The following is a 14,219-nucleotide window of genomic DNA, read 5'->3' on the forward strand; positions in this document are numbered from 1 at the left end:
GCTCGCTCACCGGCCACCCTCCCTGGCGTAGGCGCGGGCGGCGGCGATCCGCTCCACGGTGGACGGATGCGACGCCGAGTAGAGGTACTCCCAGCGGGGCGGGTCGGGGTCGGCGAGGTTGACCGCGGAGAGGCGACGCTGCATCGACTCGAACGCGACCGGGTCTCCGGTCAACGCCAGCGCGTGCGCGTCGGCGCGGGCCTCGACCCGCCGCGACATCAGCGCCTGCACCGGGGCGAAGACCAGCCCGGCCACGGTGACCAGGGCCAGCAGCAACGGAAACGCCCGGGGTTGGGCCACCGAGTCGACGCCGGCCAGGCGCAGCAGCGGCGGCCAGGAGCCGATCAGGTAGAGCGCCACCACGGCGGCGGCCGCACCGAGCGCGCCGGTGAGCGTGCCGACCGGTACGTCGCGGTCCCGGGCGTGGCCCAGTTCGTGCGCCACCACCGCGGTCACCTCGGCCGGCGTCGCCTCGCGCAGCAGGTTGTCGTAGACCACCACCCGGCGGGTCGGCCCCAGTCCCGAGACGTACGCGTTGACCGCCCGGGTACGCCGCGACGCGTCGGCGACCAACACGTCGCGTACCGGCACGCCGTCCCGTTCGGCCAGCTCCATCAGCTGCGTGCGCAGTGGCGACGGTTCCATCGGACTGAACCGGTTGAAGACCGGTTCGACCAGCACCGGCAGCACGAAGGAGAGCAGCACCACCAGGGTGGCGGCACCGGCCGCGCCGAACGCCCACCACCAGCGGGGGGCCAGCCGCACGACGGTGTAGAAGCCGAGCAGGGCCACGGCGCCGATGACGGCGCTGACCGCGTACGACTTGAGCAGGTCCACCGCCCAGCCGCTCCAGCCGTTGGTGGCGAGCCCGTAGCGGGTGAGCACGCTGTGCCGCCACGCCGAGAACGGCAGCGTCACCAGGTCGGCGACCAGCACCACGGCCAGACCACCGAGGACCGCCTGCGCGATCCAGTGGTCGCCGAAGGGGCGCCCGGCCAGCTCGATCAGGCGGCTGCCCAGCGGGGTCAACCCGAGCGCCAGCGCCACCAGCAGCCCGACGCCGAGGGCCGCCCATCCGCCGGGACGCAACGCGGACCGGAACTGCCGGGCGCGCTCCACCTGCTCGGCCGGCAGGTCACGCAGGGCGGCGAGCTGGTCGGCCCGGGGCGCCGGCGGCCGCTGCCACGGGATCAGCACCAACGCCGCCAGGACCAGCGCGACGCCCAGACCCGCCAGGGTCAGCAGCGCCCAGCCCCGCGGGCTCACCACGCCTGCCCGTGGTGCGTCGGCGGCCCACCGCCGCAGCGAACGCGAGCCCACGCGTCGTCCGCCGTACGCCTCATACCGCCGCTCCTGTCGCCATGGGCGCCCATCCTATGTCCCGGCCACGCCCGGCCCGCGCCCGTCGGCACGCCGCCCGGCCGGCCGGCTCAGGACCGCGACAGCCGACGCAGCAGGGAATCGGCGCCCAGCGGGTAGGCCCCGTGCCGGCGTACCCCGTCGGCGACCTCGCGGTCGGAGGAGACCACCACCACCGGACGGCCCGGTGGTTCGGCGCGGACCAGCCGGCGGATCAGTTCGTCGGCGGTCTCGCCCTTGCGGGAGAAGAGCACCCGGACCCCGCGCGGGGTGGGCGGCAGGCCGTGCACCCGTTCGGCCCCGTCGAAGACGACGGTGACCTCGTCGCCGGTCTGCGCGGCGATCCCGCCGAGACCGGTGACCAGTCGCTTGCGTTGCTGTTCCAGGGACATCTCGCCGAAGCCGCGTTTGGTCACGTTGTACCCGTCGACCACCAGGTGCGCCCGGGGCAGGGCCAGCAGCTGGTCCAGCCGGGCCGGGTCGTCGGTGTCCCGGGCGCGCGCCGCGGCGGCGGTGCCGCTGGGCGACTCGGCGAAGGTATCCGCCACGAAGTCCGCCGGCAGCTTGTCGACCGGGTCCAGGGCCAGCTCCCGGCGCAGCCCGAGGGCGGCCTGGCCGATCGTCTCCAGCAGCAGCCACAACCGCGCGTCGTCGACCGAGCGTGCCTCCTTGGCGCTGCTGCGGGCCACCCCGGCGGCCGCTTCCGCCTCGGCCAGCCGGGCCCGGGCGCGGCGCAGCTCGGCGTCCGCGTCGGCGGCCGCCCGCGCGGCCCGGCCCCGCTCGGTGGCCAGCAGCTCGGTCGCCTTGCGCTCCCGGGCCTGACTCTCCCGCAGCGTACGGGCCAACTGCCGGGCCTCCTCACGAAGCTGGCCCAGTTCCTCGCGCACGCGGGCCAGCTCGTCGCGCAGCTTGTCGGCCTCGACCCGGGCCACGGCCCGGTCGTGCTCGGCCCGGGTGGCCCGCTGTTCGGCCTGGCGGACCAGCTCGGCCACGACCGCCGTGTCCGCCTCGGCGCGGACCGCCGCCCCGCTGGCGTCGATCAGCTCCCGCCAACCGCGCGGGCGGGCCAGGTAGGCCAGGGCGGCCACCTCGACGGGGTCGGCGGCGGCGGGAGCGGTGCCCTCCACCACGGCGGTGCCCAGGTCACCGGCGTCGGCGAGGACCCGGGCGGTGACCCGCTGCCGGAACAGCGGATCGGCGGCGAGCTGGGCTGCGATCGCCGGCGCGCCGAGCCGGGCCCGTCGGTTCGGCGCGAACTTGGCGACCCGGCGCAGCGGCACGGGAACCTCGTCGCCGGGCAGGCCCGGCAGCACGGCGGCGGTGAGCGAGACGATTCGCTGCCGGACCGGCTCGGGCAGGCTCGGCTCCGGCTCCGCTTGGACGGGCTCCGCTTGGACGGGCTCCGCCTGGACCGGGTCCGCCGACCCGGCGCCCGCCGCCGCGTCGACGGTCGGCACGTCACCGGCGGCCGGCACCGCGACAACCTGCTCCTCCTGCGGGAGATTGTCGTCGTGCGGCTCGGTGAGGGGCATGTGGCAAGTCTCCCACCGCTGGCGGGCCCACCGCCCGGTGAGTGAGCCGATCTCTCATCCTAGGGCTTGTGGTGACAGTTGGGGCCGATGGGGCGGGAGTGTCGGACCGGACCGTTACGGTGCCGCGGATGGCAGCACAGGAATTCCTGCAACCGGCGTTGGCCGGGCTCGACCCGACCGTCGACGGCGTCGACCCGGCGCTGCCGCTGTACGCGACGACGTTCGTCGTGGTCGATCTGGAGACGACCGGAGGCGCCCCGGACGGCGGTGGCATCACCGAGATCGGCGCGGTCAAGGTGCGTGGCGGCGAGGAGCTGGGAGTGCTCGCCACGTTGGTCAATCCCGGGATGCCGATCCCACCGTTCATCACCGTGCTGACCGGCATCACCCAGGCGATGCTGCTGCCGGCGCCGCCGATCGAGCAGGTACTGCCGAGCTTCCTGGAGTTCGTGTCGGACGCCGTGCTGGTGGCCCACAACGCGCCCTACGACGTCGGCTTCCTCAAGGCCGCCTGCGCGAAGCACGGCTACCGCTGGCCGAACCCACGGGTGCTGGACACCGCCGCGCTGGCCCGGCGGGTGCTGCTGCGCGACGAGGTACCCAACCGCAAGCTCGGCACCCTCGCCGCCTACTTCCGGGCGGCCACGCAACCGACGCACCGGGCCCTGGACGACGCCCGGGCGACCGTCGACGTGCTGCACGGACTCATCGGGCGGCTCGGCGGGCACCGGGTCGACACCATCGGCGACGCCATCGAGTTCGCCCGCGCGGTCACCCCGACCCAGCGTCGCAAGCGGCACCTGGCCGACGGCCTGCCCCGCTCCCCCGGGGTCTACATCTTCCGGGCCGCCGACGACCGGCCGCTCTACGTCGGCACCTCGCGGGACATCGCCACCCGGGTACGCAGCTACTTCACCGCTGCGGAGAAACGCGCCCGGATCTCGGAGATGCTGGCCGCCGCCGAACGGGTCGAGGCGGTGGAGTGCGCGCACTCGCTGGAGGCCGAGGTGCGCGAACTGCGGCTGATCGCGGCGCACGCGCCGCCGTACAACCGGCGGTCGAAGTTCCCGGAGCGGGTGGTCTGGCTCAAGCTGACCGACGGGCCGTACCCCCGGTTGTCGGTGGTCCGGGAGATCTCCCCGAACGACCGCGCCTACCTCGGCCCGTTCACCTCGCGGCGCGCCGCCGAGCTGGCCGCCGCCGGTTTCCACGACGCGGTGCCGCTGCGCCAGTGCACCCACCGGTTGTCGCTGCGCACCGTCACGCCGGCCTGCGCGCTGGCCGAGCTGGGTCGGTGCCCGGCGCCCTGCGAGCACCGGATCTCCCCGGAGGAGTACGACGCCCGAGCGGTCACGCCGTTCACCAATGCCACCACCAGCGATCCGCAACCGGTGGTGGACGCCCTGCTCGCCCGGATCGAGGCGCTCTCGGCCGGCCAGCGCTACGAGGAGGCCGCGGTGCTGCGCTCCCGGCTCGCGGCGGTGCTGCGGGCCGCCGTACGCATGCAGCGTCTCGCCGCGTTGAGTGGGCTCGCCGAGGTGGCCGCCGCCCATCCGGCGGCCGGCGGCGGATGGGAGCTGGCGCTGGTGCGGCACGGCCGGCTCGCCGGGGCCGGGGTCTCCCCGCCGGGAGTCCACCCTCGACCCACGCTGGCCGCCATCCGGGCCACCGCCGAGACGGTGCCGCCCGGACACGGGCCGGTCCCGGCGGCCAGCCCGGAGGAGTCGGAGCGGATCCTGTCCTGGTTGGAGCGACCGGAGACCCGGCTGGTGGAGATGTCGGCCGGTTGGGCCTCCCCGGTGGCCGGTGCGGCCCGGTTCCGCGACCTGTTGACCAAGGCCGAGAGCGCGGCGTCCCGGCAACTCTGGTCCGAACGCTCATGAGCAACTGTCCGATCGGACTACGTCGACTCACTTACTCTGTTAAGGAAGTGCAGTCCTGCCCGTTTCGAGGGTCTGCTCCCGCTTGCCGGATTCCGGTGGTGGCGCAGCAGGCGTGAGGGGGTGTCCGAGGTGGACGTCAACGCCGGACACGGCGGTGCCCTGGGCGGCGCGCTCCCGACACAGCCCGGCGAGTTGCCCCTCACCCGGCGACTGCGATCGCTGCTGACCTGGCCGACCGCCGAGACCGAACCGGTCGGCCAACTGGTACGCACCCACCGCGCCATCCACGCCGGAGCCGACCCTGCGGTGCTGCGCCGGGCCTACACGATCGCCGAGAACATGCACCGCGGCCAGTTCCGCAAGAGCGGGGAGCCGTACATCACCCACCCGCTCGCGGTCGCCCAGATCTGCGCGGAACTGGGCATGGACACCACCACCCTGGTCGCGGCGCTGCTGCACGACACGGTGGAGGACACCCGCTACACGTTGCAGGCGCTCGCGGAGGACTTCGACCACGAGGTCGCCCACCTGGTCGACGGGGTGACCAAGTTCGACAAGACGTTCTACGGGCAGGCCGCCGAGGCGGAGACCATCCGCAAGATGATCATCGCGGCCGGCAAGGACGTCCGGGTGCTCATCATCAAGCTCGCCGACCGGCTGCACAACATGCGCACCCTCGGCGTACGCTCGGCCGCTTCCCGCGAACGCATCGCCCGCAAGACCCAGGAGGTGCTCGTACCGCTCTGTGACCGGCTGGGCATCCAGACCCTCAAGCGGGAGCTGGACGACGTGGTGCTGCTGCACCTCGAGCCGGACGAGCACGCCCGCATCGCCCGGCACGTGCACGACCGGCCCGGCTGGGACAGCTACCTCGCCGAGGTGGTCGCGCAGGCCAGGGTGGCGCTGCGACGCAGCCGGGTCGACGCGGAGGTGGCCCCACGCCCACGGCACCTCTACTCGATCTGGAAGGACACCGTGGCCGGCGGCCATGCCGTCCCGTTCGACCTGCCCCGCATCACGATCGTGGTGGACGGTCCGGCGACCGACTGTTACGCGGCACTCGGCGCGGTCCACGGTCTCTGGCGGCCCGTACCCGGACGCTTCAAGGACTTCATCGCCTCGCCGAAGAACAACCTCTACCGCTCCCTGCACACCAGTGTCTGCGGCCCGAAGAACCGCACCGTCGAGGTGCTGATCCGCACGTCGGAGATGCACCGCTCGGCCGAGTACGGGGTGGCCGCCGACTTCCGCTTTCCCCGCTCGGGCGGTGTCACGGCGACCCGCTCGGGGCAGCTCGACTGGCTGCGCCGGGTGTTGGACTGGGAACAGGGCACGGCCGACCCGGCGCAGTTCCTCCATTCGCTGCGCTGCGACCTGTCCGAGGCGCAGATCCAGGTGGTAGCCGAGGGTCGGCAGATCGTCCTGCCGGCCGGCGCCACCCCGGTCGACCTGGCGTACGAGCTGGGGACCGACCGGGGCGACCGGTGCCTCGCGGCACGGGTCAACGGCCGGCTGGTTCCGCTCTCCTCCGAGCTGGAGGAGGGCGACGTGGTCGAGATCTTCACCGAGACGGACGAAGAGAGCAGCCTCGACGCCGAGGTCGCTCCGCGCGGACCGCGGCGCGAGTGGCTGGGGTTCGTCAAGTCGCCGCACGCGCAGATGCAGATCAACCGGTGGTTCGCCGAGCACAGCGAGCCGGGCATCTCGATCAGCGACAAGGTACGCCTCGGCCGCGCCACCATCGGGCTGGCGCTACGTCAGCACAACCGGGGGCTGGCCAGCGACCTGCCGCTGCTGCGGCTGTCGGAGGAACTCGGCTACCCGGACCTGGAAACGCTGCTGGTCGCGGTCTTCGACCGGGTGATCGAGCCGGACGCCGTGGTACGCCAACTCATCGACCTGGTCGACCACCGTCAGTGACCACCGGGACGGTCAGGCGGTGATCGGCGTGCTCCTCGTGGCGCGAGCCCGCCTCACGGCCACTAGCCTGGAGCCATGATCCCCCGCACCCGTCGCACCGGACGCGCCGTCGCGTACCAGGTCTTCTACCGACTGCCACTACCGGTACGCCGTCGGCTGGTGCGGATGGCCGTGCCCAAGTACATCGTCGGGGCCGTCACCCTGCTCCGCGACAGCGAAGCCACCGGCGCGGGGCGGTTGCTGCTGCTTCGGCAGCCTCCGGGCCGGGGGTGGACCCTCCCGGCGGGGTTGCTGCAACGCGGGGAGAACCCGGCCGTCGGCGCGGCCCGGGAGCTGTTCGAGGAGACCGGCGTGCGGCTCTCCCCCACCCGACTCACCCCGGCGACGCCCAACGCCATCGTGCACGCCAAGGGATGGGTGGACGTGGTGTTCACCGCCGAGGTGCCGGCGTCGAGCACCGAGTTGACCGTCGACGGCGCGGAGGTGTTCGAGGCCGCCTGGCACCCGCTGGACGACCTACCGAAACTGACCTGGCCGACCGCCCGGCTGCTGGCCTACTACGACATCGGTCCGCTGGCCGGGCAGTTCCCGCCGCCACTGCCCGACACGACGGCGTGAGCCGGCCCGACGGCGGCCCGAACGGACGTGGGACCGACCTGCCGTCCGACGGGCTCTGCGCGGTGGTGCTCGCCGCCGGTGAGGGAACCCGGCTGCGCCCGCTGACCGAGCGGGTGCCGAAGGCGCTCTGCCCGGTGGGCAACGTGCCACTGCTGGACCGGGCGCTGGCCCGGCTCGCGGGTCTCGGTCTGGCCGGGCCGGCCACGGTCGCGGTCAACGCCTGCTACCTCGGCGACCAGGTGGTGGAGCGGGTGGGTGACCGGGCGCACCTCTCGGTGGAACCGGGCAGCCCGCTCGGCACCGCGGGCGGTGTGGGACGGCTGCGGGACTGGATCGGCGGGCGGGGTGTGCTGGTCGGCAACGCCGACGCGTACCTGGCCGACCCGGCAGCGCCGCCCGGGCCGGACATCGCGGCGCTGCTGGACGGCTGGGACGGTGACTCGGTACGGCTGCTCGGCCAGCCGGCCGCCGACCCGGAGGCGCCGGGCACCTTCGACGGGCACGTCTTCACCGGCTTCTCGCTGCTGCCGTGGCGGCTGGTGCGCGACCTGCCCGCCTCCTTCGGCGACCTGGTACGCGCGGTCTGGCGCCCGGCCGAGGCCGCCGGCCGGCTGAGCGTGGTGGCCTACCGGGGCACCTTCATCGACACCGGCACCCCGGCCGACTACCTCGCCGCCAACCTGCACGCCGCCGGTGGCGGGTCGCTGATCGACCCGGCGGCCACAGTCACCGGAGTTTGCCACCGCTCGGTCGTCGGCGCGGGCGCCACCGTCCGGGGCACGGTCAGCCGCAGTGTCGTCTGGCCGAACGCGACCGTCGGACCCGAGGAACACCTGGGGGACGTGATCCGGGTCGACGCCCACCTGACCGTCCCGGCCCGCTGATTCGGCGGCAAGGGTCGGTGGGCCGGGTCGGTGGGCCGGGTCGGTGGGCCGGGTCGGTGGGCCGGGTCGGTGGGCCGCTCGGTCGTCTGATCCGGCGGCGACCACCCCCGCGACCCACCGCTCCGCTGTCGGTTCACGACCAGGATCAGACGTTACCGCGAGTAAGGATCGTGCCGGCGAGCACCACACCCCCACGCGCCCTTTGCTCTGCTTCACCATACGCAACAGTCACTCTTCGCATTACCAACGGCGGCGACCACGACAAATCGTGCTGCCATCGTCCCTGCAAGGTGGCCGTTGCGTCGGGTGAAGCAGAGCAAAGTGTCGACAGGGGAGACCGGCTGGGCGGCGCGAGGCAGGCTTCAGCGTCACCGTGCGTAGTAGTCACCGAGAGTCAATGTCCCGGGTGGAGCAGCGGACCCACACAACGCACCACCGGGGTGGCACGCGACTAGCATGGGCTGCGACGTCGACGAACGGAGAGCCCTGTGATCACCGCGATCGTGCTGATCGACTGTGCCACCGACTCGATTCCGGAGGTGGCCGAGGCACTGGCCGACCTGCCGGGGGTGAGCGAGGTCTACTCGGTGGCCGGGCACGTCGACCTGATCGCCATGGTCCGGGTCCGCGAGTTCGACGAGATCGCGCAGATCATCGCGGGCAGCATCTCGAAGGTGCCGGGCGTGCTCAACACCGAGTCGCACATCGCCTTCCGCGCGTACTCCCGGCACGATCTGGAGGAGGCCTTCGCCATCGGGCTGGGCAGCGCCGACTGAGTCGTCGGCTCGCGGGCACCGGACATTCAGATCACCGGAATGCCCACCCGGACGCCCACCCGGACACGCACGAGCCGGCCCACCCGTGGGTGGACCGGCTCGCCTCGTACCGCCGGGTCAGCTCTGCTGCGGCACCGGGACCTCGGTGTCGCCCGGAACCGGAGCCTCCTCGGTGACCGTGCCACCCGGGGCCGGCTCGGTGTCACCCGGGGTCGGCGTGGTCACCCCCGGAGCCGGGACGGTGCCACCCGGGCTGGGCGTACCGGTCGGGCTGGTCTCCGGGACCGGGATGCCGAGTTCCTCGGCCAGTTGCACCAGGGCGTCGTAGTGCGCCTGCAGGACCGGCAGCGCGGTCTGGGCCAGCTGGACCACCTGCGGCTCGGTACCCTGCGAGATCTCCGTCTGGGTCGCCTGGATGGCCTGGACGTGGCCGGCCAGACCCTGGGTCACCCAGAGCCGGTCGAACTCCTCGCCACTGGCGTTGTTCAGCTGGTCGAGAGCGGTCTGCTGATCATTGGTGGGCTCGCTGGGCAGCTGGACGTTGAGCTGGCCGGCCAGCTCCTGCACCGACTGGTCCAGTTCGGTGTGGTCCGTGACGAACTGCTGCCCCAACTCCTTGACCTGCTGGTTCTGGCCCTTCTCCTGGGCCAGCTCACCGGCGGCGATCTCGTACAGGTTCGTCTGGTGGATCGCCTGCAGATACTGGGTGTCCTGCTCCGACGGCTGCGCCGCCGCCTGGGCCGCCGCGGCGGGTGCGACGCCCACCAGCACCAGCGCGGCCAGCAGGCCGAGGCGTTTGATACCCAACATGCTTCCTCCCCGTTGAGACGTTGGACCGCACGGATACCCGGCTGACCGGGGTTATTCCTGCGATCCGCCGACGGCGGGAAGCGGCGGGCGAGGTCCGCGAGGGCCGGAACGGGCGTGGCGCCCACCGGAGGAGTCCGGCGGGCGCCACGTCACGTTGCGGTGGTTCTCAGGAGCGGGGCTCCCCGCTGCCGATCTCCTCGCGCTCCGCACGCGGCTCGACCGGCGGGTGCCCCGGCGAGACCGGCGCCTCGGCCGGCCGCTCGATCGGGTAGAAGAAGCCCCGGATGGCCGGACCGAGAGCACCGAGCCGGTTCATCTTCTTCGGTACCACCCAACCGACGTACTCCAGCTCACGGTGCCCGTCGCCCGGGCTGAGCGGCTGGTGCACCTCGACGAACCGGCCGTCGGGCAGGCGGCGGATGATGCCGGTCTCCACGCCGTGGGCCAGCACCTCCCGATCGTGCTGCTGCAACCCGAGGCAGATGCGGTAGGTGACGTAGTACGCCAGCGGCGGAAGGAGCAGCAGACCGATCCGGCCGGCCCAGGTCATCGCGTTCAGGCTGATGTGGAACTTGTCGGCGATGACGTCGTTCGCGCCGGAGAGGGTCAGGATCACGTAGAACGTGACGGCCATGGCGCCCAGGCCGGTACGGAACGGCACGTCGCGGGGACGCTGGAGCAGGTTGTGGCTGCGGTAGTCCTTCAGGTGGCGTGCCTCCATGAACGGATAGAACAGGGAGATCATCACCAGGATGCCGGGTAGCACCACGGTCGGCCAGAACAGCGGCGGAATCACGTATCCGTCGCCGATGGGTATGGTGATCTCCCAGTCCGGCATGAGGCGCGTCGAGCCGTCCAGGAACATGACGTACCAGTCGGGCTGGCTCGCGGCCGAGACCACCCACGCCTCGTACGGGCCGAACAACCAGAGCGGGTTGATCTGGAACAGACCGCCCATCAGCGCGATCACGCCGAAGACGACCATGAAGAAGCCGCCCTGCTTGATCGCGTAGCGGGGGAACATCCGCTCGCCGACCACGTTGCCGTTCGTCCGACCCGGCCCCGGCCACTGGGTGTGCTTCTGCTTGAACACCAGCCCCAGGTGGACGGTGATCAGCGCGACCAGCAGCGCCGGGATGAGCAGCACGTGGGCGATGAAGAACCGGCTGATGATGATCGTGCCGGGGAACTCGCCGTCGAACACTGCCGCGGTCACCCAGGAACCGATGACCGGAATGGACAGCATGATCGCCGAGGCGATCCGCAGACCGGTGCCGGAGAGACCGTCGTCCGGCAGCGAGTAGCCGGTGAAGCCGGCCAGGAAGCCGACCCAGAACAGCAGCGAACCGATGATCCAGTTGGTCTCCCGCGGCTTGCGGAACGCGCCGGTGAAGAAGACCCGCAGCATGTGCACCACGATCGCGGCCATGAACAGCAGCGCCGCCCAGTGGTGCATCTGGCGCATGATCAGGCCACCGCGGACGTCGAAGGAGATGTCCAGCGTCGAGGCGTACGCGGCCGACATCGGCGTACCCCGCAGCGGGGCGTAGCTGCCGTTGTAGATGACCTCGGTCATCGTCGGCTCGAAGAAGAAGGTCAGGAAGACACCGGTCAGCAGCAGGACGATGAACGAGAAGAGCGCGATCTCGCCGAGCAGGAAGGACCAGTGGTCGGGGAAGACCTTGTTGAGCAGTCGGCGCAGCGGAGTCGCCACCTGGAAGCGGTCGTCGACCGCCCGCGCGGTGTTGCCCGGCACCGCTGCCACGTCAAACTTGCGCCGCTTCACGGCCGCTCCCAGAAGTCGGGCCCGACAGCCTCGGTGTAGTCGGACTTCGCCACGAAGTAGCCCTCAGCGTCCACCTCGATCGGCAGCTGCGGCAACCGCCGGCTGGCCGGACCGAAGATCGGCTTGGCGTTGTCAGTGATCAGGAACTGCGACTGGTGGCACGGGCAGAGCAACCGGTTGGTCTGCTGCTCGTACAGGCTCGCCGGGCAACCGGCGTGCGTGCAGACCTTCGAGTAGGCGGCGTAGTTGCCCCACATGTAGCCGCCGTGGCCCTCCCGCTCGTTGTTGCGGCGCGACTCCTCGGCGTCGGCGTCCCGCAGGTGGATCAGCAGGGTGGGCGAGTCGGCGTACCGGTTGCTCACCCCGTGCTCCACACCCGGGAAGACGGTGATCTGGCCACCGGCGCTGATGTCCGCCGGCCGGATCGGCCGGCCGTCCTCACGGACCAGCCGGATCCGCTGACCGTCCCGGGGGGAGAACCCGGTGGTCATCATCTGGTTGTCCTTGTGCGGGTCGGAGATCAGCCCACCGACCAGCGGCGCCGCGGCGACGGCGCCGACCGGCACCAGACCGGCCAGCAGCGACACGCCGAGCAGCGGCCGGCGCCGGACCCCCAGCTCGTCGGCCATGTAGGCCATGGTCTCGCCGGTGATCCGCTGGTCCTCGGCGGGCACGGCGCCCTCGTGCCGATCCTGGATCGACACCTCCTTGGGCAGCAGCTTCTTGCCCCAGGTGAGGATGCCGAAGCCGATGGCGAGCAGGGCGATGCCGAGGGTCACGCCGAGCAGCGGGGTGTAGAGCTTGTCGCCGCCACGGCCCGGCTGATACTCCCAGGGCCACCAGATGTAGATCACCAGGAAGGCAGTCGAGGCCAGGCCGGTCAGCAGGAAGAACCCGGCGACCGTACGGACCAGCCGCCGCTCCGCCTTGCTGCCCGGGGCCACCTGCGGCTCGTAGTGGACGATCTCGATGTCGTCCCGGCGGGCACCCTCGCGGACGATGTCGAACCGACTGAGCCGGGGGTCGTTCACGTCGAGCGGTTCCCCGCCCGTCCGGGCCGGCTGCCCGGTGTGGCTGCTCATGGTCCCTCCGCTCACGACTTGCCCGCGATCCACAGGCTGGCGAAGACCAGCGCGACGATACCGAACAGGAAGATCGTCACACCCTCGGTCGAGGGGCCGTAGCGGGCCAGGTTGAAGAAGCCGCCCGGGTCACCGTCCTCGTTCAACGTCTGCTGGATGTAGGCGATGATGTCCGCCTTCTGCTCCGGCGTGATCTGGTTGTCGCCGAAGACCGGCATGTTCTGCGGGCCGCTGAGCATGGCCGCGTAGATCTGCCGGTCGGTGGCCGGCCCGAGGCTCGGCGCGTACTTGCCGGAGGAGAGGGCACCGCCGCTACCAGCGAACTGATGGCACTGGGCGCAGTTGATCCGGAAAAGTTCACCGCCGAGCGCGAGGTTGCCGTCGGCGTGCAGGTTGTCACCGGGCGGGACGATCGGGCCACCACCCAGCTCCTGGACGTACGCGGCCAACTGGTCGATCTCGTCGCGGGTGAACAGCTCGGGCTTGCGCGCCGCCTGGGCCTCCTGCCGGGCCATCGGCATCCGGCCGGTGCTCACCTGGAACTCCACCGAGGCCGCGCCGACGCCGATGAGGCTCGGTCCGCGTCCCTCGACCCCCTGGGCGTTGCGACCGTGACAGGTCACACAGCTCACGTCGAACAGCGCCTTGCCGTCCGCGGCGGCGCTGCTCAGCGGCGGGTTTTCCTGCGCCGCGGCGCCGGGGGCGAGGACGGTGTAGGCACCGCCGGCCAGCATCAACGCGGCGACCAGTCGGACCGCGGCACCCAGCCGGCGGCGGCCCCTGCCGGGCGCCCCCGGCCGCCCGCGCAGCCGCGCGAGCAGACCGCGTCGGCGGTCGTTGTCAGAAGTCATGACCTGTGTCCTTAACCGGTTGGACCTTGTCTTGCGGGGGTGAAGCAGCGGCAAGGCGCCTGGCGCGCGCCAAGATCACTGAAGCCAGTAGATCATGGCGTACAGCCCGATCCACACGACGTCGACGAAGTGCCAGTAGTACGACACGACGATCGCCGCGGTGGCCTGCGCCGGGGTGAACCGGCCCATGGTGGTGCGGATCATGAAGATCACGAAGGCGATCAGACCACCGGTGACGTGCAGGCCGTGGAAGCCGGTGGTCAGGTAGAACATCGACCCGAAGCCGTCACTGTTGATCTTGATGCCCTCGTGCACCAGCTCGCGGTACTCGTTCGCCTGGCCGAGCACGAAGATCAGACCCATCACGAAGGTGATCGTGAACCAGCGCCGCAGCGCGTGGACGTCACCCTTCTCGGCGGCGAACACACCGATCTGGCAGGTCACCGAGGACAACACCAGGATCACCGTGAAGGTGGTCGCGTACGGGATGTTGAGGACCTCGGTGTGCTCCGCCCACTGCTCCGGCGCCGCCGCGCGGATGGAGAAGTACATCGCGAACAACGCCGCGAAGAACATGAGCTCGCTGGAGAGCCAGACGATCGTCCCGACGCTGACCATGTTGGGGCGCGTCAGTGAGTGGATCCGGCTCTTGTCAATGGCTGGGGCCGCAGTCACGCGGTCATTATTGCCGTTGACCACGGCCGGCGATCAGCGGGGG

At 71.6% G+C, this 14,219-nt stretch carries 12 protein-coding genes; 5 read left to right on the plus strand and 7 right to left on the minus strand.

What is annotated here, in order from left to right; all coding sequences use genetic code 11:
* Positions 1-6: 6 nt before the first annotated feature.
* Together SM447_RS18805 and SM447_RS18810 are read right to left on the minus strand one after the other, a co-directional pair.
* A complete protein-coding gene (locus SM447_RS18805; protein WP_474574231.1) occupies positions 7-1,266 on the minus strand; it encodes a M48 family metallopeptidase in 1,260 nt (419 codons plus the stop codon).
* 164 nt (positions 1,267-1,430) lie between these two features.
* Positions 1,431-2,891, minus strand: a complete 1,461-nt coding sequence (locus tag SM447_RS18810; protein WP_474574119.1) for an NYN domain-containing protein — start codon at positions 2,889-2,891, stop codon at positions 1,431-1,433.
* A gap of 128 nt (positions 2,892-3,019) precedes the next feature.
* On the opposite strand from SM447_RS18810, the gene SM447_RS18815 reads away from it, so the two are divergent.
* From SM447_RS18815 to SM447_RS18835, 5 genes are all read left to right on the plus strand, one after another.
* Positions 3,020-4,774, plus strand: a complete 1,755-nt coding sequence (locus tag SM447_RS18815; protein ID WP_474574120.1) for a DEDD exonuclease domain-containing protein — start codon at positions 3,020-3,022, stop codon at positions 4,772-4,774.
* A gap of 129 nt (positions 4,775-4,903) precedes the next feature.
* The gene (locus tag SM447_RS18820) at positions 4,904-6,694 is read left to right on the plus strand and encodes a RelA/SpoT family protein (protein WP_474574232.1); all 1,791 of its coding nucleotides are present in this window, start codon (positions 4,904-4,906) and stop codon (positions 6,692-6,694) included.
* A gap of 75 nt (positions 6,695-6,769) precedes the next feature.
* The gene (locus SM447_RS18825) at positions 6,770-7,312 is read left to right on the plus strand and encodes an NUDIX hydrolase (RefSeq protein ID WP_474574121.1); all 543 of its coding nucleotides are present in this window, start codon (positions 6,770-6,772) and stop codon (positions 7,310-7,312) included.
* A gap of 38 nt (positions 7,313-7,350) precedes the next feature.
* Positions 7,351-8,196, plus strand: coding sequence for a nucleotidyltransferase family protein (locus SM447_RS18830; RefSeq protein WP_474574233.1), 846 nt, complete (start codon positions 7,351-7,353; stop codon positions 8,194-8,196).
* 488 nt (positions 8,197-8,684) lie between these two features.
* Positions 8,685-8,972, plus strand: a complete 288-nt coding sequence (locus SM447_RS18835; protein WP_474574122.1) for an Lrp/AsnC family transcriptional regulator — start codon at positions 8,685-8,687, stop codon at positions 8,970-8,972.
* A gap of 117 nt (positions 8,973-9,089) precedes the next feature.
* Here SM447_RS18835 and SM447_RS18840 read toward each other — a convergent pair whose 3' ends face one another.
* From SM447_RS18840 to ctaE, 5 genes are all read right to left on the minus strand, one after another.
* The gene (locus tag SM447_RS18840; protein WP_474574123.1) at positions 9,090-9,782 is read right to left on the minus strand and encodes a DUF4142 domain-containing protein; all 693 of its coding nucleotides are present in this window, start codon (positions 9,780-9,782) and stop codon (positions 9,090-9,092) included.
* A gap of 166 nt (positions 9,783-9,948) precedes the next feature.
* Positions 9,949-11,568, minus strand: coding sequence for a cytochrome bc1 complex cytochrome b subunit (gene qcrB, locus SM447_RS18845; protein WP_474574124.1), 1,620 nt, complete (start codon positions 11,566-11,568; stop codon positions 9,949-9,951).
* Entirely contained in the window at positions 11,565-12,650 is a 1,086-nt protein-coding gene (gene qcrA, locus SM447_RS18850; protein ID WP_474574125.1) for a cytochrome bc1 complex Rieske iron-sulfur subunit, read from the minus strand. Before qcrA ends, qcrB begins: the two co-directional genes overlap by 4 nt.
* Positions 12,651-12,661: 11 nt before the next feature.
* Positions 12,662-13,501 carry a cytochrome bc1 complex diheme cytochrome c subunit gene (gene qcrC, locus SM447_RS18855; protein ID WP_474574126.1) on the minus strand — a complete coding sequence of 280 codons (840 nt, stop codon included), beginning with the start codon at positions 13,499-13,501 and terminating at the stop codon, positions 12,662-12,664.
* 75 nt (positions 13,502-13,576) lie between these two features.
* Positions 13,577-14,176: an aa3-type cytochrome oxidase subunit III gene (ctaE, locus tag SM447_RS18860; RefSeq protein WP_474574127.1), complete on the minus strand. Its 600-nt coding sequence runs from the start codon at positions 14,174-14,176 to the stop codon at positions 13,577-13,579.
* Positions 14,177-14,219: the final 43 nt, after the last annotated feature.

The sequence above is a fragment of the Micromonospora aridisoli genome (assembly GCF_056150025.1).